Origin of the sequence: Rhodococcus sp. 21391, assembly GCF_016772255.1 — a bacterium.
GTDB classification, from domain to species: domain Bacteria; phylum Actinomycetota; class Actinomycetes; order Mycobacteriales; family Mycobacteriaceae; genus Rhodococcus_F; species Rhodococcus_F opacus.
In genome coordinates, this window is the sequence record NZ_CP063781.1 from 4,615,801 (window position 1) to 4,640,355 (window position 24,555).

The 24,555-nt window shown below is 67.2% G+C and carries 23 protein-coding genes and 1 pseudogene; 14 read left to right on the plus strand and 10 right to left on the minus strand.

Annotated features, from left to right (window positions below; translation table 11 throughout):
- The first annotated feature begins 2 nt into the window (after window positions 1-2).
- The 3 genes from GO592_RS21425 to GO592_RS21435 all read left to right on the plus strand — a co-directional run bounded on the left by GO592_RS21425 (window position 3) and on the right by GO592_RS21435 (window position 3,793).
- Window positions 3-896 carry an SDR family oxidoreductase gene (locus GO592_RS21425; protein ID WP_172650238.1) on the plus strand — a complete coding sequence of 298 codons (894 nt, stop codon included), beginning with the start codon at window positions 3-5 and terminating at the stop codon, window positions 894-896.
- Between the two features lie 53 nt (window positions 897-949).
- A complete protein-coding gene (gene metG / locus GO592_RS21430) occupies window positions 950-2,509 on the plus strand; it encodes a methionine--tRNA ligase (RefSeq protein ID WP_172650237.1) in 1,560 nt (519 codons plus the stop codon).
- A 108-nt stretch (window positions 2,510-2,617) separates the two neighbouring features.
- Entirely contained in the window at window positions 2,618-3,793 is a 1,176-nt protein-coding gene (locus GO592_RS21435) for a DUF2786 domain-containing protein (RefSeq protein ID WP_202714950.1), read from the plus strand.
- 14 nt (window positions 3,794-3,807) lie between these two features.
- Here GO592_RS21435 and rsmI read toward each other — a convergent pair whose 3' ends face one another.
- Window positions 3,808-4,638: a 16S rRNA (cytidine(1402)-2'-O)-methyltransferase gene (gene rsmI, locus GO592_RS21440; RefSeq protein WP_054248094.1), complete on the minus strand. Its 831-nt coding sequence runs from the start codon at window positions 4,636-4,638 to the stop codon at window positions 3,808-3,810.
- A gap of 74 nt (window positions 4,639-4,712) precedes the next feature.
- Between rsmI and GO592_RS21445 the strand changes: the two genes are divergently transcribed.
- Window positions 4,713-6,221, plus strand: coding sequence for a dolichyl-phosphate-mannose--protein mannosyltransferase (locus GO592_RS21445; protein WP_202715215.1), 1,509 nt, complete (start codon window positions 4,713-4,715; stop codon window positions 6,219-6,221).
- Between the two features lie 124 nt (window positions 6,222-6,345).
- Here GO592_RS21445 and GO592_RS21450 read toward each other — a convergent pair whose 3' ends face one another.
- The 4 genes from GO592_RS21450 to GO592_RS21465 all read right to left on the minus strand — a co-directional run bounded on the left by GO592_RS21450 (window position 6,346) and on the right by GO592_RS21465 (window position 9,666).
- Window positions 6,346-7,977, minus strand: a complete 1,632-nt coding sequence (locus tag GO592_RS21450; protein ID WP_237737243.1) for a BCCT family transporter — start codon at window positions 7,975-7,977, stop codon at window positions 6,346-6,348.
- Window positions 7,978-8,067: 90 nt separating this feature from the next.
- Window positions 8,068-8,499, minus strand: coding sequence for a DoxX family protein (locus tag GO592_RS21455; protein WP_172650234.1), 432 nt, complete (start codon window positions 8,497-8,499; stop codon window positions 8,068-8,070).
- Window positions 8,500-8,549: 50 nt separating this feature from the next.
- Window positions 8,550-8,924 (minus strand): GntR family transcriptional regulator, encoded by a 375-nt coding sequence (locus tag GO592_RS21460; RefSeq protein WP_005238723.1) that lies wholly within the window; start codon window positions 8,922-8,924, stop codon window positions 8,550-8,552.
- 58 nt (window positions 8,925-8,982) lie between these two features.
- On the minus strand, window positions 8,983-9,666 hold the full coding sequence (locus GO592_RS21465; RefSeq protein ID WP_172650233.1) for an SDR family oxidoreductase: 684 nt from the start codon (window positions 9,664-9,666) through the stop codon (window positions 8,983-8,985).
- An 87-nt stretch (window positions 9,667-9,753) separates the two neighbouring features.
- Between GO592_RS21465 and arsC the strand changes: the two genes are divergently transcribed.
- Window positions 9,754-10,110: an arsenate reductase (glutaredoxin) gene (gene arsC, locus GO592_RS21470; RefSeq protein ID WP_202714951.1), complete on the plus strand. Its 357-nt coding sequence runs from the start codon at window positions 9,754-9,756 to the stop codon at window positions 10,108-10,110.
- A gap of 68 nt (window positions 10,111-10,178) precedes the next feature.
- On the opposite strand, the gene GO592_RS21475 is transcribed toward arsC, so the two are convergent.
- On the minus strand, window positions 10,179-11,396 hold the full coding sequence (locus tag GO592_RS21475; RefSeq protein WP_172650231.1) for an arginine deiminase: 1,218 nt from the start codon (window positions 11,394-11,396) through the stop codon (window positions 10,179-10,181).
- A gap of 107 nt (window positions 11,397-11,503) precedes the next feature.
- Here GO592_RS21475 and GO592_RS21480 point away from each other — a divergent pair, with 107 nt between their 5' ends.
- Together GO592_RS21480 and soxR are read left to right on the plus strand one after the other, a co-directional pair.
- Window positions 11,504-12,034 carry an FABP family protein gene (locus GO592_RS21480; protein ID WP_172650230.1) on the plus strand — a complete coding sequence of 177 codons (531 nt, stop codon included), beginning with the start codon at window positions 11,504-11,506 and terminating at the stop codon, window positions 12,032-12,034.
- Window positions 12,035-12,076: 42 nt separating this feature from the next.
- Complete coding sequence (soxR, locus tag GO592_RS21485; protein WP_164059234.1) at window positions 12,077-12,556, plus strand: redox-sensitive transcriptional activator SoxR; 480 nt, start codon at window positions 12,077-12,079, stop codon at window positions 12,554-12,556.
- A gap of 3 nt (window positions 12,557-12,559) precedes the next feature.
- On the opposite strand, the gene GO592_RS21490 is transcribed toward soxR, so the two are convergent.
- Entirely contained in the window at window positions 12,560-13,054 is a 495-nt protein-coding gene (locus GO592_RS21490) for a DUF2505 domain-containing protein (RefSeq protein WP_144285724.1), read from the minus strand.
- A gap of 50 nt (window positions 13,055-13,104) precedes the next feature.
- Window positions 13,105-13,548, minus strand: a pseudogene (locus GO592_RS21495) (GNAT family N-acetyltransferase).
- Between the two features lie 124 nt (window positions 13,549-13,672).
- Between GO592_RS21495 and GO592_RS21500 the strand changes: the two are divergent.
- The 6 genes from GO592_RS21500 to GO592_RS21525 all read left to right on the plus strand — a co-directional run bounded on the left by GO592_RS21500 (window position 13,673) and on the right by GO592_RS21525 (window position 22,333).
- Complete coding sequence (locus GO592_RS21500) at window positions 13,673-15,127, plus strand: wax ester/triacylglycerol synthase domain-containing protein (protein ID WP_202714952.1); 1,455 nt, start codon at window positions 13,673-13,675, stop codon at window positions 15,125-15,127.
- 17 nt (window positions 15,128-15,144) lie between these two features.
- Entirely contained in the window at window positions 15,145-17,403 is a 2,259-nt protein-coding gene (locus GO592_RS21505) for a glycerol-3-phosphate 1-O-acyltransferase (RefSeq protein WP_172650226.1), read from the plus strand.
- A 4-nt stretch (window positions 17,404-17,407) separates the two neighbouring features.
- Complete coding sequence (locus GO592_RS21510) at window positions 17,408-18,847, plus strand: HAD-IB family hydrolase (protein WP_054248090.1); 1,440 nt, start codon at window positions 17,408-17,410, stop codon at window positions 18,845-18,847.
- A 107-nt stretch (window positions 18,848-18,954) separates the two neighbouring features.
- Window positions 18,955-19,359 carry a YciI family protein gene (locus GO592_RS21515; RefSeq protein ID WP_202714953.1) on the plus strand — a complete coding sequence of 135 codons (405 nt, stop codon included), beginning with the start codon at window positions 18,955-18,957 and terminating at the stop codon, window positions 19,357-19,359.
- Between the two features lie 219 nt (window positions 19,360-19,578).
- Window positions 19,579-20,208, plus strand: a complete 630-nt coding sequence (locus GO592_RS21520) for a hypothetical protein (RefSeq protein WP_172650224.1) — start codon at window positions 19,579-19,581, stop codon at window positions 20,206-20,208.
- A gap of 73 nt (window positions 20,209-20,281) precedes the next feature.
- Window positions 20,282-22,333 (plus strand): ABC transporter ATP-binding protein, encoded by a 2,052-nt coding sequence (locus GO592_RS21525; RefSeq protein WP_202714954.1) that lies wholly within the window; start codon window positions 20,282-20,284, stop codon window positions 22,331-22,333.
- A 3-nt stretch (window positions 22,334-22,336) separates the two neighbouring features.
- Here the strand turns inward: GO592_RS21525 and GO592_RS21530 are convergent, their stop codons facing one another.
- Window positions 22,337-23,176, minus strand: coding sequence for an SDR family oxidoreductase (locus GO592_RS21530; RefSeq protein ID WP_005255390.1), 840 nt, complete (start codon window positions 23,174-23,176; stop codon window positions 22,337-22,339).
- A gap of 139 nt (window positions 23,177-23,315) precedes the next feature.
- The gene (locus GO592_RS21535; protein WP_005561362.1) at window positions 23,316-23,459 is read right to left on the minus strand and encodes a hypothetical protein; all 144 of its coding nucleotides are present in this window, start codon (window positions 23,457-23,459) and stop codon (window positions 23,316-23,318) included.
- A gap of 643 nt (window positions 23,460-24,102) precedes the next feature.
- Here GO592_RS21535 and GO592_RS21540 point away from each other — a divergent pair.
- Window positions 24,103-24,519 (plus strand): helix-turn-helix domain-containing protein, encoded by a 417-nt coding sequence (locus GO592_RS21540; RefSeq protein WP_005238699.1) that lies wholly within the window; start codon window positions 24,103-24,105, stop codon window positions 24,517-24,519.
- The last annotated feature ends 36 nt before the right edge of the window (window positions 24,520-24,555 follow it).

Sequence of the window (24,555 nt, forward strand, 5' to 3'; positions counted from 1 at the left end):
ACATGCGGTACTTTCTCCTGGACGGGGAGGGAGCCGTGTCCATGACTTCGAGCTCGATGAACGGCCGCGTGATCGCCGTGACCGGCGGTGCCAGAGGAATCGGGCGGGAGATCGCCCGACAGCTGGCGCTGGCCGGCGCCCGGGTCGCGATCGGCGACGTCGACGGCGCCGCCGCCCGCAGGACGGCGGACGAACTCGGCCGGACGGGCGGGACGGTGGAGGGTCTCGAACTGGACGTCACCGACACCGCGTCGTTCACGGCATTCCTCACAGCCGTCGAGGATCACTGGGGCCCGATCGACGTGCTCGTCAACAACGCGGGCGTGATGTGGGTCGGGAAGTTCGACGAGGAACCCGACTCCGCGACGGAGCGGCAGCTCGCCGTCAACCTGCACGGTGTGATTCGCGGGGTGAGACTGGCGGCGCCGGCGATGCGTGAGCGCGGCCGCGGCCAGATCGTCACGGTGGCGTCGCTGGCGTCGAAGGTCGCACCACCCGGCGAGTCGACGTACGCCGCGACGAAACACGGCGTGCTCGGCTACCTGACCGGTGTGCGCGAGGAGCTGCGCGGGTCTGGTGTGCGGATCTCGGTGATCATGCCCGGTGTCGTCGACACCGAACTCGCGGCCGGCACCGCGACGGGCGCGGCAAGACTGCTCACGCCGGCCGACGTCGCGAAGACGGTCGTCGCGGTGATCCACCGGCCCCGGTTCGAGGTCACCATCCCCCGGTACGTCGGTCCGCTGGCCCGGCTGGTCACCGTCTTTCCGCAGTTCGCCCGTGACTTCGCGATCCGCCGGATGGTTCCAGACCAGGTCAGGTCCACGAACAAGTCGGCCCGCGCGGCGTACGAGTCACGCGCCGTCACCGACGAGGACGACACCGGACCGGCCTAGAACCCGAATCTGCGCGTCACGAAACGGCGGCGCGCAGATAGAGTGGTCGCACCATGAATGCTGCTGATTCCACCGCCTCGCGGCCACCTTTCTATCTGACGACGGCGATCGCGTACCCCAACGGCGTCCCGCACATCGGCCACGCCTACGAGTACATCTCCTCCGACGCCCTCGCACGCTTCAAGCGTCTGGACGGGTTCGACGTCTACTTCATGACGGGAACCGACGAGCACGGCCTGAAGATGCAGCAGACGGCGGCCAAGGAAGGCATCGACGTCCGTGAGCTCGCCGCGCGGAACTCGGACGTGTTCGAGGCCATGGACAAGACGCTGAACATCTCCTTCGACCGGTTCATCCGCACCACGGACGCCGATCACGAAGAAGCCAGCAAGGCGATCTGGCAGAAGATGCTCGACAACGGCGACATCTATCTCGACACGTACTCGGGCTGGTACTCGGTCCGCGACGAGGCGTTCTACACCGAGGCCGAGACCACGCTGCAGGACGATGGTTCACGCCTGTCCACCGAGACGGGCACCCCGGTCGAGTGGACGGAGGAGTCCACCTACTTCTTCAAGTTGTCCGAATACCAGGACAAGCTGCTCCGGCTGTACGAGGAGAACCCTGAGTTCATCGCACCCGCGACGCGGCGCAACGAGATCGTCAGCTTCGTCAAGGGCGGGCTGAAGGACCTGTCGATCTCTCGCACGACGTTCGACTGGGGCGTTCCGGTCCCCGGCCATCCCGAGCACGTCATGTACGTGTGGGTGGACGCGCTCACCAACTACCTGACCGGCGCGGGATACCCGGACACCGACTCCGAGCAGTTCGGCAAGTTCTGGCCGGCGAACCTGCACATCATCGGCAAGGACATCACCCGGTTCCACACGGTGTACTGGCCGGCGTTCCTGATGTCGGCGGGAATCGAACTGCCGAAGCGCGTCTTCGTGCACGGATTCCTCTACAACAAGGGCGAGAAGATGTCGAAGTCGGTCGGCAACGTCGTCGACCCCGTCGCCATGGTGGAGCAGTACGGCCTCGACGCCGTGCGCTTCTTCCTGCTCCGTGAGATCTCCTACGGTCAGGACGGCAGCTACAGCCACGAGGCCATCGTCACCCGGATCAACGCCGACCTGGCGAACGAGCTCGGCAACCTCGCGCAGCGGTCGCTGTCGATGGTCGCGAAAAACTGCGACGCCCGGGTCCCGACCCCCGGTGAGCTGACCGAGGACGACACGGCGATGCTCGCGCAGGCGGATGCGCTGCTCGAGCGGGTTCGCGCCGAATACGACGTCCAGGCACTGCATCTGGCGCTGGAGGCGATCTGGTCGGTTCTGGGCGAGACCAACCGGTACTTCTCCAAGCAGGAGCCCTGGGTTCTGCGGAAGACGGATCCGGAGCGGATGGCGACGGTGCTGTACGTGACGCTCGAGGTGGTGCGGATCGTCGGCATTCTCGTGCAGCCGGTGATGCCGGACGCCGCGGAGAAGATCCTCGACCTGCTCGGCCAGAAGGCCGATGCGCGGCAGTTCAGCGACCTTCCGACGCGCATCGTGGCGGGCACCGCGTTGCCCGCGCCGTCGGGCGTGTTCCCGCGTTACGTGGAGGACTGATCCACGCGGGGTCCGTTCGTGTCGGACCCCGCATGCACACTCTCCCCCATGACGCCGAATAGAACATACATTCGATCTCCTCACGGTGGATTCGGGAACGGAGCGCGCGTGTTCGACGACGAAGTGAGCCCTCAGGCCGCAGCGGCGGTCCACACCCTGATGGGTGAATTGTCGGCCGCGTACGAGCGTGGATGGCAGCCCGCCGACGTCGTGCATCTGGCGCGGAGATCGAAGGAGCCGTCCGAGGCGGCGCTGGCGGCGGCCCTGGTGCTGCACGAGGCGGAGCGCACGCGCGCCGTGCACCGGGCGCCGCGGGACTGGGTGGAGCAACTCCGCACCATCGGCGAGCAGTATCCAGGCGCGTCGCACCTGGCGGGGCGCGTTCCGGTCGACGGTCCCGACGTTCGGGCGCTCGCGGCCGGACTGTTGTTCGAAGACCCGTACCACTCCGTCTACCAGCTCACCGACCTGTCGCTGACGTGGACGAATCTGCCCGGCTGGACGGTGCTCGCTCCCCCGCCGTCGGCGTGGCCAGTCGTGCGGGTCGCCGACCCGGCCGCGGCGGTGCCGGGCGAGACCGAGGCCGACGCGAAGGTGCTCAACAGGATCCGCGGTTTGCTCGCGAAGGCCGAGGCCACCGATTTCGCGGAGGAGGCGGAGATCTTCACCGCGAAGGCGCAGGAATTGATGACGCGCTACGCGATCAACGCCGCTCTCCTCCACACCCAGAGCGGGGTGGGCAACACGGCGGTGCACAGTCGCCGCATCCACCTGGAGAATCCGTACGTCAAGGAGAAGGTGCACCTTCTCACCGAGATCGGCGACTCCAACCGGGTGCGCACCGTGTGGTTCAGTTCCCTCGCCATCGCGACCGTGGTCGGAACCCCCCTCGATCTCCAGCAGGTCGACATGCTGTTCACGTCGCTGCTCGTGCAGGCGACGCGCGCAATGCAATTCGCGGACGCCGACAGTCGCAGTGGTTCCCGCACCACGTCGTTCCGCAAGGGTTTCCTCGCGGGCTTCGCCAGTCGCATCGGGCAGCGGTTGCGCGACGCCGACAGCCGGGCCACGGCCGAGGCCGCCGACGAGGCGTCGATTCCCGTCGACGATCTGCTCCCGATTCTGGCCACCAAGTCTGAGGCCGTCGACGCCGAGTTCGACCGTCTGTTTCCGCGTACCAAGAAGGCGCGCGGCAGGGCCGTCGACGCCAACGGCTGGTACGCAGGGCAGGCGGCCGCCGACGACGCCTCGCTGGCTCCCGGGGAGCGTGCCCTCCGGCGGTAACGCTCGCAGGCCGCCTAGTCCTTCCGGGAGGCCAGCACCGTTTCGTAGAGTTCCCGCTTCGACACACCGGTGGTGGCGACGAGCGCGCACGCGTCCTTGAGCCGGGTGCCGTCCGCGACGAGTCGCTCCACCTCGTCGACGAGGTCGGCGGGGTCGGACGCAACGAGCGTGGCACCCTCCACCACCACCGTGATCTCGCCGCGGACACCCTCGGCGGCCCACTCGGCGAGTTCGGCGAGGGTGCCGCGGCGGACCTCCTCGTACGTCTTGGTCAGTTCCCGGCAGACGGCGGCGCGGCGGGTTCCACCGAGCACCTCGACCGCGTCGGCCAGGCAGTCGGCGAGCCGGTGCGGCGCCTCGAAGAACACGCAGGCGCGTTGCTCGGCGACCAGCGCCTGCAACCACGTCTTGCGCTGGCCCTGCTTCCGGGGTGGGAAGCCGTCGAAGCAGAACCGTTCGACGGGCAGCCCGGACAGCGCGAGCGCCGTCGTCACCGCCGACGGTCCGGGCAGGCACGTCACCGCCAGATCCTCGGCCACGCACGCCGACACCAGCCGGTACCCGGGGTCGCTGACCGAGGGCATGCCGGCGTCTGTGACGAGGAGAACGGTCTTGCCGGACGCGACATCGGCGACGAGCGCGGGCAGCCGGGCCGTCTCGACCTGGTCGTAGAAGCTGACGACCTTGCCGGTGATCGTCACGTCGAGAGCGGAGGCGAGGGCTTTGGTGCGGCGGGTGTCCTCGGCGGCGACGACGTCGGCCGTCTCCAGCGCCGTACGCAGCCTCGGCGAGGCGTCACCCACGTCCCCCATCGGTGTTGCGGCGAGCACTAGGCGACCAGTCATGACCCACAGCCTACGATTGCGGCGTGACGATGCTGACGGACGAGCGACCGACGCCCTCCGCACGACAGCCGTCCATGGTCGGACCGGCGCCGCTCGTGCCGCCCCCCGACTTCGGTCCAGTCGACCGTGCCCGCGGCTGGGTGGTCACCCTGTTCGTCACGGTGATCGCGGCGATCACCCGGTTCACGATGCTCGGTTACCCGACGGACGCGGGCACTCCCGTGTTCGACGAGAAGCACTACGCGCCGCAGGGCTGGCAGGTGCTCACCGGCGGCTGGCTCGAGGACAATCCCGGTTACGGGCTTGTGGTGCATCCGCCGATCGGCAAACAGCTGATCGCGATGGGCGAGGCGATCTTCGGCTACAACGGCTGGGGTTGGCGTTTCGCCTCCGCGGTGGCCGGCACGATCATGGTCCTCCTGGTGATCCGCATCGTCCGCCGGCTCACCCGATCCACTCTGATCGGCGGCCTCGCCGGGATCCTGCTGGTCGCGGACGGCGTCACGTTCGTGTCCTCCCGGCTCGGCATGCTCGACATCTTCCTGGCACTGTTCGCCGTCGCCGCTCTGGGCTGCCTGATCGTGGACCGCGACCAGGTCCGCGAGCGGATGGCCCGCGTATACGACGAGGGCCGGATCGGCGACAGCGACTGGGGCCCACGCCTCGGTGTGCGCTGGTGGCGATTCGGCGCCGGGATCATGCTGGGTCTCGCGTGCGGCACCAAATGGTCGGGCGTCTACTTCATCGTGTTCTTCGGGCTGCTCAGCGTCGCATTCGACGTGTCGGCCCGACGGGCCTACGGGGTGCGACGTCCGTGGTTCGGTGCCGGCGTCCGCGACGTGGGCCCGGCGCTGTACGCGCTCGTCGTCGTGCCGCTGTTCGTGTATCTCGCCAGCTACTGGGCGTGGTTCGCCAGCGAGACCGGCGTGGACCGGCATGCCGTGGGCAACGAGATCGGGACGGGCGGCCCCTGGTCGTTCGTGCCGGGCGCGCTCCGCTCGCTGTGGTACTACAGCGGCAACGTCCTCGAGTTCCACGAAGGCCTCACCAATTCGGCGGGCAATCATCACCCGTGGGAGTCGAAGCCGTGGACGTGGCCGATGGGTCTGCGCCCGATGCTGTACTACTTCGCCGAGGGCGATCACGTCACCGGCTGCGGAGCGTCGAGTTGCGTCAAGGCCGTCATGCTCATCGGGACGCCCGCCATGTGGTGGCTGGCACTGCCGATGCTCGCGTGGGCGCTGTGGCAGACCGTGGTGCGGAAGGACTGGCGTTACGCCACCGTCCTCACCGCCTACGGCGCCGCGTTCCTGCCGTGGCTGACCACCCTGGACCGCCAGATGTACTACTTCTATGCGGTGGCGCTGGCGCCGTTCATGGTGATGGGTCTCGCGCTGGTCCTGGGCGACATCCTGGGAAGCGCGAAGGCGTCGTTCGAACGCCGGACCACCGGCCTGCTCGCCGTCTGCCTCTATGTGGGGCTCGTGGTCGCCAACTTCATCTGGTTGTGGCCGATCCTCACGGCCGTCCCGATCACCCCGGACACGTGGCAGCACCAACTGTGGCTTCCCAGCTGGCGCTGACCCCGGAATTATCCCAGCTGGCGCTGACCCCGGAATTATCCCAGCTGGCGCTGACCCCGGAATGAGTCGAGCCGCCCGGGTCCCGTGGGACACCGAGCGGCTCGCAGACTGTTTCTCTAGTGCTCTAGCGGGACGAGATCCGGTCGCGACGACGTTTCGCCGCCACCCTCCGCATCTCTCTCCGCATCTCCCGGCCGTCGACGATCATCTGGTCGCGGGACAGATCCTTGTAGAGCGAGAAGCACAACCCGATCATCACGATGACGAACGGCGCCGCGGCGATGATCGTCATCGTCTGCAGTCCGTCGAGCGCGGTGTCGCCGCCGGTCCACAGGATGAGCGCGGCCACGCCTCCGGTGAGCACACCCCAGAACACGACCACCCAGCGCTGCGGTTCCAGCGAACCGCGCTGCGACAGGGTGCCCATCACCATCGATGCGGCGTCGGCGCCGGAGACGAAGAAGATCCCCACGAGGACCATCACCAGGACGGTCGTGATGCCGGTGAGCGGCAGGTGATTGAGCATGCCGAACAGCTGCCCCTCCTGGGTGTCCTGCCCGGCGAGGTCGATTCCGTCACGCTGCTCGCTGATTCCGGCGCCGCCGAAGATCGCGAACCACACGAGGCTCACGGCGCTCGGCACCACGATCACGCCGACCACGAACTGGCGGATGGTGCGGCCGCGGCTGATGCGCGCCAGGAACATGCCGACGAACGGGGTCCAGGAGATCCACCACGCCCAGTAGAAGATGGTCCACGAGGACAACCATTCGCCGGTCGCCGGATCGGACGACGCTCCGGTGCGGGCCGACATCTGCGCGAGCTGCGCGGCGTAGGCGCCGATCGTCGTGGGCAGCAGGTTGAGGATCAGGACCGTCGGTCCCACGACGAACACGAACAGTGCCAGGATGACGGCGAGCACCATGTTGGTGTTGGAGAGCCACTGGATTCCCTTGGCGACACCCGACACGGCGGACGCCACGAACGCGAGGGTCAGCAGGGCGACGATGGCGACCAGCAGGAACGTGCTGACCTCCGACATCCACCCGACGACCTGGAAGCCGGAACCGATCTGCAGTGCGCCGAGGCCCAGCGAAGCGGCGGTGCCGAACAGCGTCGCGAAGATGGCGAGGACGTCGATGAACTTGCCGATCGGCCCCTCCGCACGGCGGCCGAGCAGTGGGATGAATGCGGAGCTGAACAGCTGCTTGCGACCCTTGCGGTACGAGCCGTACGCGATCGACAGTCCGACAACCGCGTACATCGCCCAGGGGTGCAGGCTCCAGTGGAACATGGTGGTGGCCATCGCAGTTCCGATGCCACCGTTCGAACCCGGAGGGGGTGTCACGTAGTGCGCGAGCGGTTCGGCGACACCGAAGAACATCAGTCCGATGCCCATGCCGGCGCTGAACATCATCGCGATCCAGCTGACCGTCCGGAACTCGGGCTGCTCGCCGTCCTTGCCGAGCGGAATCTGACCGAACTTGCTGAACGCGAGCCACAGTGAGAAGAGGACGAACCCGCTCGCCGACAGGACGAACAACCAGCCCATGTCGGTGACCAGCCAGTCGAGTGCCTTACCTGTCGTGGTGTCGAGATTGTCGGGGGCCACGAGCCCCCAGACGACGATTGCCGAGACCGCGGCGGCAGCGGCGGAGAACACGACGTGGTCGGTGCGAACACCGACCCGTGTGAGCCCTCCGCCGGCGCTCGCGCCAGCGGTCTCGGAACCTTGATCAGGCAGATCAGTATTCATTGCCATGAACAACTACGTTGGTCATTTTCGATGGTAAAAGCAAGCTAGCCCACCGCTTCACACCGAATCGAGACCCAGCCTACGGTATCGTTACGCTGCGATTTTTCCCCACCCCGAGCCTCTTCCGAGAAGCCCGTCGATGCTGAGGCGTCCGGCACCGATCACGGCGAGAAGTAGCGACCCGACGCCGAGTGCGACGACGAGTTCGTACCCTCCGTTCGCGACGAAGACGCCCTTGTCCGCGTGCACCAGAATCAGCGCTCCGAGCATGTCGAGAAACAGCAGGATTCCGGCGACCGGTGTGGCCACTCCCACGATGAGAGCAAATCCACCCGCGAGTTCGATAGTGGCCGCCGTAACAGCCGAAATGTCGGGCAGTGGGACGCCCATGTCCGCGAACGACGCCTGTGTGGCCTTCACTCCGTAGTCGAAGAACTTCTGCCAGCCGTGCGCGACGAAGACGACGCCGAGTCCGATCCGGGCAATCAGTAGTGCGAGGTCGCGGAAGAGTGCGGAAGCCATACCGAGCGTCTACCTTTCTGGGGTCACACCTTCTGGAGACGGCACCGACCTCATTCGGCGCCGCGGAGAGCGGACTGCACGAAGCCGAGGATCTCCTCGTCGGACACCCCCAACTTCCGCAGTTCCTGCACATACCCGGTTGCGGCCTTCTCGGCCCCGGCGCGAATGGGGTCACCGCCGCTCGCGATGAACGTGCCCTGCTTGCCCCGGGTTTCGATGACACCCTGCTCGCCGAGTTCCCGGTACGCCTTGGCGACCGTGTTCGGTGCGAGACCCACCTCGACGGCGAGCGCGCGGACCGTGGGGATCTTCGTTCCCGCGATCAGCTGCCCACTGCGCACCTGCTCGATGATCTGTAATCGCAACTGGTCGAACGGGGCGGTCGACGAATCCGGATCGATGTCGATGTCCACGGCCGGCGCCACCTCCGTTGTTCCACACGTTGTATCAGACCGTAGTTGCGCGGTTGCGGCGCCGCAATGCTCACACCGCGGCGACGGCCTCCTCGATCGGCGTCGGACCGGACGTCAGCATGAGCGTCTTCTTCGCAGTCTCCGGGTGATCCAGAAGCGCCGCGATCACTGCGGCGACGTCGGCGCGCGGGACGGTGCCGCGCTCGAGGGGCGGCGCAGTGAGCGTGACGTGACCCGTCGGGTCGTCGTCGAGCAGACCGCCCGGGCGGAGAATCGTCCAATCGAGGTGGGTCCGGGCGCGCAGGTCTTCCTCGGCGGCCGTCTTCGCGACGAGGTAGGCCGCGAACACGTCGTCGGTGCCCTCGGGGATCGGCTCCCCCGCCCCGAACGAACTGATCTGGACGAATCGCCGCGTTCCCGCCTTCTCGGCGGCGTCCGCGAGGAGAACCGCGGCCCCGCGATCGACGGTGTCCTTGCGGGCGATACCGCTGCCCGGGCCTGCGCCTGCGGCGAAGACCGCGGCGTCCGCACCGACGAGCGTCTTCGCCACCTCGTCCGCGCTCGCCGTCTCCAGATCGATCACCACCGGTTCGGCGCCGAGCGCCGCCACCTCGTGCTCGTGATCGGGATTGCGGATCAGCGCGACCGCTCGGTCACCGCGCGCGGTGAGAATCTTGATGAGGTGACGGGCGATTTTCCCGTGTCCACCCGCAATGACGATGCGCTGCGGAGTCGCGTCCCTGTGCTCGGCCATGATCGATCTCCCTCTTTCGTCGACTATTCACGAGTTACTACCTCAGGTTCAGCGCTCCCTGAGGGCGCGTTTGTTCCCCGGTGCAGAATGTCGGGTATGGCGAACACCGCGACCATCTACCACAACCAGCGATGCAACACGTCCCGCACCGTCCTCGGACTGATCCGGGACGCGGGCATCGAGCCGACCGTCGTGAAGTACCTCGAGACCCCGCCCTCGCGGGACGGGCTGCGCAAACTTCTCGACGACGCCGGGCTGAAGCCGAGCGAGGCGATCCGTAAGAAGGAGGCCGTCTTCAAGGAGCTCGCGCTCACCGAGGCGTCCGAGGACGAACTGCTGGAAGCGATGGTGGACAACCCCATCCTCATCGAGCGACCGATTGTCGTGACGGACAAGGGCACCGTCCTCGCCCGCCCGGCCGAGAAGGTCCGCCAGGTCCTCTAGGCACTGCGCGCCCGTGCGCCTTTCTGGTTGCTCCGACTACCAGAAAGGCGCACGGGCGGCGGAGCCGCCTACAGCGGGTCGCGGGCCACCGGACAGGACATGCAGCGGGGTCCGCCGCGGCCCGACCCGAGTTCGGAACCGGCGATCCGCAGTACCTCGATTCCCGACGCCTCGAGCCGGGCGTTGGTCTCGACGTTCCGTTCGTACGCGACGACGACGCCGGGTGCGAGTGCGAGTGTGTTGTTTCCGTCGTCCCATTGCTCGCGTTCGGCGGTGACGTTGTCGAGTCCGGTGTCGATGACGCGCAGTTTGCCGATGCCCATGGCCTCGGCGGCCGCGGTCAGGAACGGGTCCGCTCCGCGGATCGACACGCCCTTGTCCTCGCGGTGAATGGTGAACGCCGACAGCGTGTCCTGAATGATCGGGTACATCACGACGGCGTCGTGGTCGACCATCGTGCAGACGGTGTCGAGGTGCATCGACGCCCTGGCCTGCGCGATGGGCACCACCAGCACGGTGTGTGCCAGTTCGTCCTCGAAGACGCTGCGCGCCAACGCCTCGGCGCCTGCCGGCGTGGTGCGCTCCCCCACTCCGACGGCGACGACTCCCGGTGCGAGGAGCAGGACGTCGCCGCCTTCGACGGGGGCCGTGTGGGATTCGTAGGCGCGCCGGGCGCCACGGAAACGCGGGTGATGGGCGTAGATGATGTCGGTGAGGGACGTCTCGCGGACGCGGGCGGGCAGGGCGAGGGACGTGATCGCCACGCGGGGTCCGATCCAGAACGACGAGTCCCGGGTGAACAGCAGGTTGGGCAGCGGGTCAATGACGAAGTCGCCGCCGTGGTGCATGCGCCGGACCAGCGACGCCGTGTTGGCGGCGACGGGCAGTTCGTCGAAGGTCATCCCCGCGGTGAGGATGGTGGAGAGTTCGGGGGCCGGGACACCGCGAAGGTGCGCGGCCAGTTCCTGCGCCAGGGTGTGCCCGAGTTTGCGCGGGTCGACGGCTGCGCCGATGCCCTGTATGCGGGCGGCGCCGCTGGCGCCGAGTGTCTCGGCGAGCAGGTCGGACAGCAGCAGGACTTCGACGCCGCGGCAGCGCAGGAGGTCCGCGAACGCGTCGTGCTCTTCCTGCGCGCGGTCCACCCAGGGCAGTCCGTCGAAGAGCAGTTGGTCGTTGTTGCGGGGCGTGAGCCGCTTCAGTTCGTCCCCGGGCCGGTGCAGGAGGACGGCACGCAGCTGCCCGACTTCGGAGTTGGCCCCCAGCGGTGCAGAACCGGACGCGTTCATGTCTAGACGGTAATGCCGGGGGGCCCGGCAGGCACGCTCAAACACTTCGCGGCCGACCGTGTCCCTCGGCGCCGCAGGCGAGTACCGTGAAACGGCGGAGGTATCTCATGGACGAGAACTCGACTCTCTCGCCGGCGCACTCGGATGCGGCGGCGAGTTCGTCTGCGAACACGCCCCCACTTCCGTCCGTTCCCTCCGCCCTGGCACAGTTCGCCGGTCTGTGGCGCGGCGAGGGCGAGGGCGCATACCCGACGATCGACAACTTCGCGTACACCGAGGAGATCGAATTCGCCCCCACCGGTAAACCGTTCCTGGCGTACCGGTCTCGGACACGGGAGGCGGGCAGCGGGCGGCCGTTGCACTCGGAGTCCGGGTTCCTGCGGCTCGTCGCCGAGGACGAGGCGGAACTGCTCGTGGCCCAGCCGACCGGATTCACCGAGATCCACCGTGGTCAGATCCGGGAGGGGACCATCGAGTTGTCGATGGTGGCGCTGAGCGCGTCGCCGGACGCGAAACCAGTGCACAGCATCCGGCGACAGTTGTCGGTGCGCGGCGGCGACCTCACGTACGACCTGTGGATGGCGCACGACCTGACTCCGCTCACGCACCACCTGCACGGACATCTCCGCCGCGACTGACCTCGAGTATTGTTCAGGTAACCGCGTGAAAGGTTGCCTGTCGTGGAGATGCCCGAGTGGAGAGCCAAGGAACTGACGCCGGGACAGCTGTCGGAGCGCAGTGGCGTGGCGGTGTCGGCGTTGCACTTCTACGAGCGCGAAGGGCTGATCACCAGCAGGCGGACGTCTGGCAATCAGCGTCGCTATCGCAGGGACACGCTGCGGCGGGTCGCGTTCATCCGCATCGCCCAGCGGGTCGGGATTCCGCTGGCCGAGATCCGGGACGCCCTCGGGACCCTTCCCGAGGGCCGCACGCCGAACCGGAAGGACTGGGAGAAGCTCTCGACGAGGTGGCACGCGGATCTGGATCAGCGGATCGAGCAGTTGATCCGGCTCCGCGACAACCTGACCGGCTGCATCGGCTGCGGGTGCCTGTCGCTCGGGAGTTGCGCGATCGTCAACACCCACGACCGGCTGGGCACGGCGGGACCGGGTGCCCGCACACTGGACGTCGAACTCGACGGCCCGGCGTCCGGGGCCTGAGCGTCAGCTGTCGCCGAGCCACTTCTCGATCGCGTCGCGGTCCTGCCCGACCATGTCGCCGACCAGCTTCCTGACGAGGGACTCGATCTGTCCGCCGACGAGCGGAATCTTGACCTGCACCGATCCGGCTACATCCAGGACGGTGACGTCGACCGACGCGCGGAGCACCGACGTGCACTCGATCTTCACCGGGATCCCGGTGGAGCTTCCACTGATCCGGCCGTCGGCGCGGTCACCGTCGAGTGCACCCCATTCGTCGGCACGCTCGACCTTCAGTTCACCCGAGACGACTTTGCGGACGAGCCCGGGGAGGGACGACGCGCCGATGGTGTCGCGCATCGTCGCCGTCAGAGTGCCGGGGCCGCGGCTGTCGTCGAGAGTGAGTTTCTCCGGCGCCTCTTCGAACCGATGCTGCCAGAACGCCCGATCCGTCACCGTCGCGTGCACCCGGTCGAGGGGGTACGCGATCTGTTCGGAGTATTCGAAGCTTTTCGCCATGTCGGCAGCCTACGACAACTCCGTGAATGATGAAGGAGTCCGGAGACTCGTCAACCACGCACGGGCGCGGAGCGCCTCATCGGAAGGTGGTCGATGCCCGCCTCGAGGTAGTTCTCACCGGTTCTGCGAAAACCGTAACGGCCGTATCAGTTTTCGAGGTAGGCCTGGGCGGAGATCTCGATGGGTGCCGGGAACGCCTCGAACACGGCTTCGAGCAGTTGTCCCGCGAGCCCCTGCCCCCGGGCAGGGGCGGCGGTGGCGACCCGTCCGAGATGCAGTGTCGGTTCGTCGGCCAGCACCCGCAGTGTCGCGAGAACCTCGCCGTCCTCCTCCGCCCAGAACTGGGTGGTGGTCGGTTCGAGGTCGCGTCCGTCGAGTTCGGGTTCCGACACGATGCCCTGTTCGAAGACGAACACGTCGGTCCGCAGCACCATGATCCGGTAGAGCGTGGCCGGGTCGATCCTGTCGAGCGTCGCGTGGTGGAGAGTCGGCACGTCCTCACCTTAGACAGAAAGTCCGGTGCGTAATCCGCCGGAACCAGGGACGCGGTCTGCGGGGCGGGTCCACACTGGAAAAGCAGCAGCTGAGGGCAACTCGAGCAACCGAATGAGGGTGGGCATGGCCGACGGCGAACCTCTGATACCGCCGAGTGCCGTCGACGTGGATTTCTCCGACGTCGCCTGGGGAGCGGACCGCACGATGTCCGACTTCGAGACCGGGATGTGGCGGATGGAGGAGGTGCAGCCGAAGCTGCGCTCACCGATCGTCGCGGTCGACGTGCTCGACAAACCGCCGGACTGGGACCGGCTGGTGCGCGCCCACGAATGGGCGTCGCACATGGTGCCGCGCATCCGGATGCGGGTGGTGGAGCCGACGTTGCGGCTGGGCAACCCGATGTGGTCGGTCGACCCCGAGTTCGATCTCGACTATCACCTGTCGCGGGTGCGCCTGCCGGAGCCGGCAACGTTCGACCACGCGCTGCGGATGTGCAGGCACATGGCGACCGAGCCGTTCGACCGCGCCCGGCCGCCGTGGAGCGCGATGCTCATCGAGGGACTCGACGACGGCCGCGCCGTCTACGTGGTGAAGACGCACCACAGCATCACGGACGGTCTCGGCGGCATCCAGTTGATGACGCTGCTGCACAGCAGGCGCCCCGAACCGTCGCCGGACAAACCGGATCGCCCTGCGCCGTTACCGGAGCAGATGTCGGGCGGTGGTGCCCTGTTCGAGCAGGCACTCGACAACGTGCGCAGCGCCTCCGGTCGTCTCGGCGGCCTGATCCGGGGCGCGGTGCGGACGGCGATGACCGTCGTCGGCGATCCGGTGGGCAGTGTCACGGAGGTTGCCGGTTACGCGAACTCCATCCGCAGGGTGGTGACACCTCCCCCGACCACGGGTTCGGACCTGCTCCGCGACCGCGGACTGGGACGCTGGTTCGGGGTACTCGAGGTGAGTGTCGACGAACTGCGTTCCGCCGCTCACGTCGCCGGCGGGTCGTTGAACGACGCGTACGTGGCGGCCCTGTTGGGCGGGTTCCGCCGCTACCACGAATCGTTCGGCCACGACCTCGAGACGATTCCGGTGGGCATGCCGGTGAGCATGCGTTCGGCGTCGGATCCCACGGGTGGCAACCGGTTCGCCGCGGCCCGATTCGCCGGACCGGTCGGTGAGCGCGACCCCGTCGCGCGGATCGAGAAGGTGCGCGCGATCATCCTGGGGCTGCGCCAGGAACCCGCACTCGGACTGCTGGATTCGGCCGCCCCGCTCCTGGTCCGGCTTCCGACGGTGGTGCTGGCGAACTGGTACCTCTCGCAGTCGACGGGACTCGATCTACAGGCCAGCAACGTCGCCGGTGTCCCCGTGCCCGTGTACCTCGCGGGTGCCCGGATCGAGCGGATGTTCCCGTTCGGCCCGGCCCCCGGCTGCGCGGTCATGGCCACCCTCGTCTCCCACGTCGGCACGTGTTGCATCGGCATCAATCTCGACACCGCCGCCGTCACCGAGCCGGCGCGGCTCATGTCGTGCCTGCAGGAGAGTCTCGACGAGATCGTCGAACTGGGCCGCGGGTGAAGGGAGAGGCTGGCGTGATGGACGAGCAGAGGACACGGCCGCGGGTCTACCTCATCGAGACGATGAGCGACATGGAGGACGACGTTCTCCGCACGTGGCTGGAGCGACAGGCGGACGACTCCGGTCAGCCGCCACCGACGGTCCGCGTCACCGACCAGGCCCTCGCCGATCTCGTGCGCCGGAAGGACGATCCGCTGCTCACGCCGCTCCGGGTGGTCTGGCTGCCGAAGGAGACCCATCCGGACGGCGCGCAACGACTCCGGGAGACGTTGTCGCTGCGTGATCCGCTGCACCCTGGCCAGAACATGCAGCGCCGGGTGATGCGCGACGACCCGGCCCGGTGCCAAGTTCTGGAAGGCGATCCGGCTCCGCTCAGCGACCTCGAACGGCGGCTCGCCGAGAACGGCGGTGGGTCGCTTCCGGATTTCATCCGCCGCCAGGCCGCGCTGACCCTCGAGCGGGCCGAGCGCACCCTGCTGGGCACGCAGTACAAGGTGTCGAGGTTCGTCGTGGACGAGATCACCGACGCCAGCCGGTACCACGTCGGCACCCGGGAGCTGTCCGCGAAGTTGAACCTTCCCGTCGCCGAGGTGGACCGCCGGGCCCGTGGGGCACTGGACGAGATGGTCGCCGCGCAGAGCAGGCGCGCCATCGCGCTGTGGGACCAGTTGGGCCGGTACTTCTCCCGCGCCTACCGGCTCGACGTCGACACCACCCGGCTCGACGAGCTGCGGGAGCTGAACAAGGAACATTCCCTGGTGTTCCTGCCCAGCCACCGCTCGTACCTCGACCCGCTGGTGTTGCGCCCGGCGCTGCTCGCGAACGACCTTCCGCTCAACCATGTGATGGGCGGTCTGAACATCAATTTCTGGCCGATCGGACCGATCGGCAAGCGCAGCGGCACCGTGTTCATTCGCCGGAAGTTCGACGGCGACGAGATCTACAAGTGGACGCTGCGAGAGTACATGCGTTACCTGCTCACCAAGCGGTTCAACCTCGAGTGGTACATCGAGGGCGGGCGCAGCCGCACCGGGAAGTTGCGGCCGCCGCGGTTCGGTCTGCTCAACTACCTCGCGAAGGCCTTCCGCGACAGCGGGATGTCGGACGTGTACCTGGTGCCTGTGTCATTGACCTACGACCAGCTGTACGAGGTCGGGGCGATGGCGGCGGAGGCGCACGGCCAGGCGAAGAGCAAGGAGAGCCTGCGCTGGCTCTTCGGATACGTTCGGGCGCAGGGTCAACGGCACGGTGTCGCGCACGTCAACGTCGGCAGGCCGATGTCGCTGGCGGACTACCTCGGCCAGGAGGACGACCTGCGGCTGGCGGTGCAGAAGACGGCGTTCGAGGTCTGTCACCGCATCAACGAGGTCACACCCGTCACCGCGTCGTCGCTCGTGATGCTCGCGTTTCTCGGCATCGAGGACCGCGCGCTCACCGTCGCCGAGGTCGGCGGGATCCTCGGGCCGCTCGTCGACTACATCACCGCGCGCTCGTTGCCGACCGCGGGCGATGTGGACCTGACCGATCCGCAGGTGATCCGCAAGGCGGTGCGGACCCACCTCGATTCCGGGGTGCTGCGGAGTTTCGATCAGGGCAGCGAGCGGGTGTTCTACCTCGGCCGAGATCAGCATCTCGTGGCAGCGTTTTACCGCAACAACACGATTCACTTCCTGGTGATGCGGGCGATCGCGGAGATGGTGCTGCGAGCGGCCGCCGATCAGCAGCTCACCGATCCGCTGAACGACGGATGGGATGCGGCACTGCGCATTCGCGATCTCCTCAAGTTCGAATTCTTCTTCAGCGAGAAGGACAGCTTCCGGAAGGAACTGCGGGCCGAACTGGATCTCATCGACCCGGCGTGGGAGTCGAATCTGGGTGACCCGCAGCATGCGGCGAACCTGTTGTCCGGGATGCGTATTCATCTGGCACATCGGGTTCTGCAGCCGTTCCTGGAGGCGTACGCCGTGGTCGCGGGCCAGTTGCTCCGGACTCCGGTGGACCGGAAGTTCGACGAGAAGGCCTTCATGACGTCGTGCCTCGCGCTCGCGGAGCAGCGCCGCCTCCGGCAGCAGATCGGGAGCAGCGAGTCGATTTCGGCCGAGCTCTTCACGACCGCGCTCAAGCTGGCACGAAACCGGGGCCTGGTCGAACCGAATGCCGAGAACATGGCGGCCCGGCGGGTCGAGTTCGAGGCCGAACTCCAGACCCTGATCGATCGGGTGCTGCGCATCCGGGCCATCGCGCACGAGAATCTCGACCAGATGGGTGGTAGGTGAGTAGATGAGCGATCTCCGCAGTCTCCACGACGACATCGCGGCCGCCGTTCCCGGCCCGGGCACCCTCGCCGCGTTCGATCTGGACGGCACCTTGATCAGCGGGTACTCCGCGAGCGTCGTCTATCGGGATCGCCTGCGTCGCTTCGACATCAGCGTGGCCGAGCTTCTGCGCACCACGGGCGCCGCGGTGGAGACCCGCTTCCGGGGTGCCGATGTCGGCAACCTGATGCGCATCGGTGTGCAGAGCCTGGCCGGGCGCATGGAGGACGAGATGCAGGAGTGGGGGCAGCGGCTGTTCCGCCAGGAGATCGCGAGGATGATCTTCTCGGAGGTCCGCGGACTGCTCGCCGCGCACCGGCACGCCGGTCACCGGGTGGTGATGGCCACCTCCGCCACCCCCTATCAGGCACTGTCGGTGGCCGCGGACCTCGACATCGACGCCGAGGACGTGCTGTGTACCCGGCCCGCGGTTCTGGACGGAATGCTCACCGGGAAGCTCGAATCGCCGCCGCTGTGGGGTCCCGCCAAGGCCGAGGCACTGCGCGAGTACGCCGACCAGCACGGAGCGGATCTGGGTGACAGCTTCGCGTACTCCAACGGCGCAGAAGATGTTCCGATGCTGAAGTCGGTGGGACATCCCGTGGCACTGAATCCCGACCGCAAGCTGGCGGCGACCGCGCGGCAGAACGGGTGGCCGTCGGTGAATCTGCGACCTCCGGAGAGCGGCGCCGACCCGATGTCCATCGCCCGCACCACCACCGCGATCGGCGCTCTGATGGGGGCGGCCGCGTTCGGTGTCTCCGCCGGCCTGCTCACCCAGAACCGGCAGACGGGCGCCAACCTGGTCGGCAGCTTCGGCCCGGATCTCGCGCTCGCTATCTGTGGGATCAACGTGCGCATCAAGGGCAAGGAGAACGCGTGGTCGGCCAGGCCCGCGGTCTTCATGTTCAATCACCAGAGTTCGCTCGACATGCTGGTGATCGGCAGCGTCATCCGGCGCGATGTCACCGGCGTCGCGAAGAAGGAGGCCGCGCGGGATCCCCGGTTCATTCCCGTGGGGGCTCTGCTCGACGTCGCGTACATCGACAGGGCGGACAGCACGAAGGCGAGGGCGGCCCTCCGCCCGGCGGTGGAGAAACTGCAGTCCGGCATCTCCATCGCGATCGCCCCCGAGGGCACCCGCTCGCCGACTCCGCGCCTCGGCAGGTTCAAGAAGGGCGGATTCCACCTGGCGATGCAGGCGGGCGTGCCGATCGTGCCGATCGTCATCCACAACGCGGGCGAACGGATGTGGCGGAACTCGCTGGTCGCGCACCCCGGCACGGTCGACGTCGACGTCCTCGCACCCGTGCCGACCGTCGGCTGGGACCTGGCGGATCTCGACCGGCACGTCGACGAGGTGCGCACCCTGTTCGAGGACTGCCTGCACGCCGGGCACCGCTGAGACAGATTTCCTCGAAAGGTTCCCGAAGGATGTCGAGAACCTCGGATGTGCTTCGTCCTGTTCCCGAAAGCGCCAGAATGGGCGCCACACCGGGTGAGGAGACAGAGATGCCGAAGTTCATGTTGCTGCAGCACTACGAGGGCGGCGCGGGGTGCGACGTGCCGGTGACCGAGTGGAAGCCGGAGGACGTGCGGGCGCACATCCGGTTCCAGCAGGATCTCAACGCGGAGCTCGTCGCCAGGGGTGAACTCGTCGACGCTCAGGGGCTCGCCGGACCGGACCTCGCGAAACGTGTCACGTTCGACGGCAAGGGCGCTCCGGTGGTGACCGACGGACCGTTCCCCGAATCGAAGGAACTGCTCGCCGGGTACCGCATGGTCGACGTCGAATCCGAGGAGCGGGCGCTGGAGATCGCCGCGCAGACGTCGGCGGCACCGGGTCCGGACGGGGTGCCGATCCAGCATCCGATCGAGGTCCGTCAGGTGATGGGCGCACCCGACACCGATCTGTGAGAACCGACGCCGAAATCGAGGTCCTGCTGCGCGAACTCGCGCCGCAGGCGGGAAGAGGTGGCTGCCCGGCAGGAACCGCCGTCGACGGACGTGCCCGACAGCGACGACACCCTCCTCCTCGGCGGGGTGTCACAATCTGAGTAGTCGACTACGCGCGACGAGACGCCGGCCGTACGGGAAAGTCGGGGGAAACCGGTGGTGGGCCGAAGGAGCAGGACGATGAACGAGCGTGAGGGCGTGAAACCCGTCGATCGAATGGACGGGCGGCGCAACGAGTTTCGGCTCAGCATGCTCGTGGCCTCGATGGCCGTCGTCGGCACCCTGATCGGCTCCGTGTGCGGAGGCGTGTTCACCTTGCTGAACACGTCGAATCAGGTGGAGGCGACGGTGAACCAATCCTCGAACGAGTTCCTGCGAACGCAGCGGCAGCAGATCTACTCGGAACTTCTGACAGCCGCCAACGAGGTGCGTATCACCTCGGGTTCCGTCTCAGTGGCCTTCGACCATTTCGACGGAGCCGATCTCATGACCATGATCGCCGAAGTCCTCCGTCCGCTACCGCAACAGAACATCGTCCTCGGCTCGAAATTCACGGCGGTGGAGTTGATCGGATCCGAACCGGTCGTGGAATCGGCACGGCGAATGGTGGTCGAGTATTTCGCCGGATCCGAGACGATCGGCTGGCTGAGCACCGACTTCGCGACGGATGACGTCGTGTCGGCGGACACCCTGTCCACCCGCCAACAACAGTTCGCCGACCACTTCCAGGCCGGGATGAGCGCCCAGGAAGACTTCCTCGCCGCGGTGCGAGACGAACTCGGCATCCCCGAGCACGGGCACCTACCGTAACCACCGGACCGGAGCAGGAGGGGCCGCGTCGAATCGGCTCGCCAGGACCGCGGCGGATGGGCACGATGGGGAGATGCCCGCGACCGGTCCCACATCCACACAGCAGGCTTCGGAGGCACCCGCCGAGCCTTCACTGCTCCCCCGCATCTGGGCGCTCCTGCATCCCTACCGCGGGTGGCTGGTGCTCGTCGCGGCCGCCATCATCGTGTCCTCACTGCTCGGCATCGTGAATCCATTCCTCACGAAGGCGGTGTTCGACCGCGCACTGTTTCCCACCGACGGCAGCGGTGTCCATCTGACACTGCTGCTGTGGCTCGTCGTCGCCATGATCGCGGTGACGCTCACGGGTTCGCTGATCGGCGTAGGCCAGAGCTACCTCACCACCAAGGTCGGCAACCTGTCGATGGCGGATCTGCGGGAGCGTCTGTTCGCCCACCTCGAGAAGATGGAACTGGCGTTCTTCACGTCGACCAAGACCGGCTCGATCCAATCGCGTCTGGCCAACGACGTCGGCGGGGTGCGGTCCGTCCTCACGTCCACGGCGTCGAGCATCCTGTCGAACGTCGTCACCGTGATCGCGTCCCTCATCGCAATGCTGCTGCTGTCGTGGCAGCTGACGCTTCTCGCGGTCGCACTGCTCCCCGGCTTCGTCTACCTGCAGCGGCGGGTCGGCGCCCGGCGACGGGTTCTGGCGCGCAAGACGCAGGAGTCGTTGTCGGACATGACCGCAATCACCGAGGAGGCGCTGAGCGTCTCGGGTGTTCTGCTGACGAAGGTGTTCAACCAGGCCGACACCGAACTCGACCGGTATCGGACCGAGAACGCGCGGCAGACCGAACTGCAGGTGCGGCAGGCCATGACGGGTCAGGGCTTCTTCGCCGTCGTCAGCTCGTTCATGGCGATCACTCCCGCACTCGTCTACCTGCTGGCGGGGTATCTCGTCAGCGGCGGTTCCGCGGCGCTCTCGGCGGGCACACTCGTCGCGTTCTCGACCCTGCAGGCCAGGTTGCTGCAACCGTTGGTCTCACTGATGCGGGTGACCCTCGACGTCCAGACGTCGATGGCGTTGTTCCGCCGCATCTTCGAGTACCTCGACCTGCAACCCTCGATCGTGAACCGCCCGGACGCCGTCGAGTTGCCTGTGGACTCCCCCGGGCGGGTGGAGTTGGACGACGTGTACTTCGCGTATCCCGCCCCCGTCCGGCTGGCCACCGCAGATCCCGACCCGGTGGCGCTGCGCAGTCTGGGTCGCGGCGGCGGGGGCGGGGGCGGCATGCGCGGCGTCGCGACCGTCGCGCCGCGGTTCCCGGCCGCGGCGGCGCCCGAAACCGAACCGGCGGAACGTCGCAGCCGGCGCTGGGCGGTCGCGGGCACGTCCCTGGAGATCGAGCCGGGTCAGCTCGCCGCCTTCGTCGGTCCGTCCGGCGCAGGCAAGACCACGCTCTGCTACCTCGTGCCGCGCCTGTACGAGGTCGACAGTGGCGCCGTCCGGGTCGACGGCTACGACGTGCGCGACCTGACCATGAGCTCGCTCTCCGAGGCGGTCGGAATGGTCACCCAGGACCCGTATCTGTTCCACGCCTCGATCGCCGACAACCTTCGATATGCCAAACCGGACGCGACCGATGCCGAATTGGAGGCCGCCGCCGCGGCCGCCAACATTCACGACCGCATCCTCGGATTCGACGACGGATACGACACCCTGGTGGGCGAAAGAGGATTTCGCCTGTCCGGTGGCGAGAAGCAGCGATTGGCCATCGCGCGGGTGCTGCTGAAGAACCCCCGCGTACTGATCCTCGACGAGGCGACGTCCGCGCTCGACACGGTCTCCGAGCGCCTCGTCCAGCGCGCTCTCGGTGAGGTGATGCGCGGACGCACCACCCTTGCGATCGCCCACCGGCTGTCGACCATTCAGCACGCCGACGTGATCTTCGTGATCGACGAGGGAACGCTCATCGAGCGCGGCACGCACACCGAACTCCTTGCACGACAAGGGTTGTACGCGCGACTGCACGCCGAGCAGTTCGGTGGCGGACAGGTCGAGTGCCGGTGCACCGACGGCGTCCGATTCACCGACGGGACGGTACTGGCCCCGACCGCCCCGGTCCCAGGCGGAGAGTTCTAGCTCCTACAGGAACTTGCTGAACTGGTCGTTCGCCCGCTGCATCACGAAGTCGTACGGCGGCGAGAACTTGCGCGCCCACCAGTAGCCGAACCGGATGTCCGGCGACGTGTACACCAGGTACCGGTCCTTCTTGATGCCGGCGATGATGCAGGACGCGACCTTCTCGGGCGTGACGGCCCGCTTTTCGAAGCGATGGATCGCCTTCTGGATGCGCGGGTCGTCGCGATCGACCCCGGCGATCTCGACCGTGCCCACCAGCGGCGTCTTGACCGCGCCGGGAACAACGAGGCTCACACCGATGCCGTGCCGTTTGAGATCGAACCGCAGAACCTCGGACACTCCGCGGAGCCCGAATTTGCTTGCGCTGTAGGCGGCATGCCACGGCAGCGCCAGCAAGCCGGCGGCAGAAGAGACGTTGACCAGGTGACCGCCGCGTCCCGCCCGCACCATCGGGGGCAGGAAGCTCTCGATGATGTGGATCGGACCCATCAGGTTGACGTCCACCATGGACTTCCAGTGGCGGTGTTCGAGATTCTCGACGGTCCCCCACGCGGAGATACCGGCGACGTTCATGACGACGTCGAGGCTGCCGAACTGATCGTGGACATCGGCGGCGAATGCGGCGACGGCGTCGTAGTCGGACACGTCGAGGGCACGCGAGAAACTGACGGTGCCCCCGCGGCTGCCGACTTGTTCGACCGTCTGCGCCAGGCCGACCTCGTTGATGTCGGTGAGGAAGAGTTCGGCGCCCTCCGCCGCGGCCGCCAGGGCGGTCGCCTGCCCGATCCCGCTACCTGCACCCGTGATCAGGCACTTCTTGCCGTCCAGCGTCTTGATCGCCATAGCCGTGCGCGCCCCCGTCGTCACCGATCCGTGTCGGCTGGAAGTCTACGCACGCAATCTGATTGCGCGCACGCAACCGCAGCGGTGCCTTTCCCGAGGAAAACGCGAACCGGCCCTCTCCGGGCCGGTTCGTGACGGTTCACAACCGCTGGGTCATTTCTTCCTGATAGGTACGAATCGTCCTCTCGATTCCGTTGGCGTCGTCGTCGTTTCCTCGGTGCCGGGCGTCGTCGGCGCGCTCGCGCAGAACTCGAATCGCCTTCCGAAGCTCGGCGTCACTCATTCTGTGTTCCATATCACAATCATCCCCGACGGCTTCAGATTTGGCCAGACTCGGGGGCGCACCGGAGCGGCAAAACCCCGGCTGAGCTGGACACTCGTCCAACCAGGCGGCGCGAACCCGCGAAGAGCACGCGGCGGCCGTGACGCGGATCGGGGGCGCGCGGCCCGGCGCCCGCGCGGATGCCACAACTTCACAGTAGTGTTCACGAGGCCCCGCGGGCCGCGAGCGACCTCTCCACGTTGCGATGCGCAACGCAACACAGTGGCCCTGAACTGGGGATATTAACCGGGCAGCCTCACAGCGCACACCCCTGCGACGTTGCCAGCTAACTCTCAGTGATTGAAAGAGCAACCACACAATTGGCCCGGCAACCACAACCGGCCCGGCGGGCTCCAGTCACCCCACCTCCGCGCCTCTCTTGAACTTTCAACGGTAGTGCGTGCGTGACGAGCACAGAGGGCTCCCGGGATGTCGGCGATCCGCGAGCGACGAACAGGCGATCGTTGAAACATATATGAGATAAGCACGGAGTCGGCGGACGACGTTTTGCCTCTATGTCCGTGAGTTATCAATCGGTTATCATCGTGGTACGGTGTCGTTCACACGACTGACGCCCGCACGAGAGAGGACCCGGCGGCTCACAATGGCAGATTTTGCTGCGCGGTTGAACAAGCTCTTCGACACGGTCCACCCTCCGGGACGTAAACCGCATACCAACGCCGAGGTCGCGGCGGCACTCATCGCAGACGGACACCAGATCTCGAAGCCCTACATCTCCCAGCTCCGGTCGGGACAACGAACCAACCCCTCCGACGAGACGGTCGCGGCGTTCGCCCGCTTCTTCAAGGTGAAGCCCGACTACTTCTTCAACGACATCTACGCCGCGAAGATCGATCACGATCTCGAGCTTCTCTCTCAACTCCAGGGATACGGACTTCGCAAGCTCTCCAGCCGCGCGTTCGACCTCTCCGAAGAGTCGCAGAACCTGCTCACCACGATGGCCGAGAAACTCCGCGCCAGCGAGGGGTTGCCGGAGGTCCCACCGGACGCGTCCCGCTGATCACCGGAGTCGTTGGGCAGCAACGAGTTCGCCGCA

Bases quoted from the DNA above. Each gene is read 5' to 3' on its own strand.
- GO592_RS21450 (WP_237737243.1), bottom strand. From the start codon at position 7,977: ATGAATACTGATCTGCCTGATCAAGGTTCCGAGACCGCTGGCGCGAGC.
- GO592_RS21425 (WP_172650238.1), top strand. From the start codon at position 3: ATGCGGTACTTTCTCCTGGACGGGGAGGGAGCCGTGTCCATGACTTCG.
- GO592_RS21525 (WP_202714954.1), top strand. From the start codon at position 20,282: ATGCCCGCGACCGGTCCCACATCCACACAGCAGGCTTCGGAGGCACCC.
- rsmI (WP_054248094.1), bottom strand. From the start codon at position 4,638: ATGACTGGTCGCCTAGTGCTCGCCGCAACACCGATGGGGGACGTGGGT.
- GO592_RS21490 (WP_144285724.1), bottom strand. From the start codon at position 13,054: ATGGCGAAAAGCTTCGAATACTCCGAACAGATCGCGTACCCCCTCGAC.
- GO592_RS21480 (WP_172650230.1), top strand. From the start codon at position 11,504: ATGGACGAGAACTCGACTCTCTCGCCGGCGCACTCGGATGCGGCGGCG.
- GO592_RS21540 (WP_005238699.1), top strand. From the start codon at position 24,103: ATGGCAGATTTTGCTGCGCGGTTGAACAAGCTCTTCGACACGGTCCAC.
- GO592_RS21505 (WP_172650226.1), top strand. From the start codon at position 15,145: ATGGACGAGCAGAGGACACGGCCGCGGGTCTACCTCATCGAGACGATG.
- GO592_RS21515 (WP_202714953.1), top strand. From the start codon at position 18,955: ATGCCGAAGTTCATGTTGCTGCAGCACTACGAGGGCGGCGCGGGGTGC.
- GO592_RS21475 (WP_172650231.1), bottom strand. From the start codon at position 11,396: ATGAACGCGTCCGGTTCTGCACCGCTGGGGGCCAACTCCGAAGTCGGG.
- metG (WP_172650237.1), top strand. From the start codon at position 950: ATGAATGCTGCTGATTCCACCGCCTCGCGGCCACCTTTCTATCTGACG.
- GO592_RS21530 (WP_005255390.1), bottom strand. From the start codon at position 23,176: ATGGCGATCAAGACGCTGGACGGCAAGAAGTGCCTGATCACGGGTGCA.
- GO592_RS21520 (WP_172650224.1), top strand. From the start codon at position 19,579: ATGAACGAGCGTGAGGGCGTGAAACCCGTCGATCGAATGGACGGGCGG.
- GO592_RS21510 (WP_054248090.1), top strand. From the start codon at position 17,408: ATGAGCGATCTCCGCAGTCTCCACGACGACATCGCGGCCGCCGTTCCC.
- GO592_RS21465 (WP_172650233.1), bottom strand. From the start codon at position 9,666: ATGGCCGAGCACAGGGACGCGACTCCGCAGCGCATCGTCATTGCGGGT.
- GO592_RS21535 (WP_005561362.1), bottom strand. From the start codon at position 23,459: ATGAGTGACGCCGAGCTTCGGAAGGCGATTCGAGTTCTGCGCGAGCGC.
- GO592_RS21500 (WP_202714952.1), top strand. From the start codon at position 13,673: ATGGCCGACGGCGAACCTCTGATACCGCCGAGTGCCGTCGACGTGGAT.
- GO592_RS21445 (WP_202715215.1), top strand. From the start codon at position 4,713: ATGGTCGGACCGGCGCCGCTCGTGCCGCCCCCCGACTTCGGTCCAGTC.
- GO592_RS21455 (WP_172650234.1), bottom strand. From the start codon at position 8,499: ATGGCTTCCGCACTCTTCCGCGACCTCGCACTACTGATTGCCCGGATC.
- arsC (WP_202714951.1), top strand. From the start codon at position 9,754: ATGTCGGGTATGGCGAACACCGCGACCATCTACCACAACCAGCGATGC.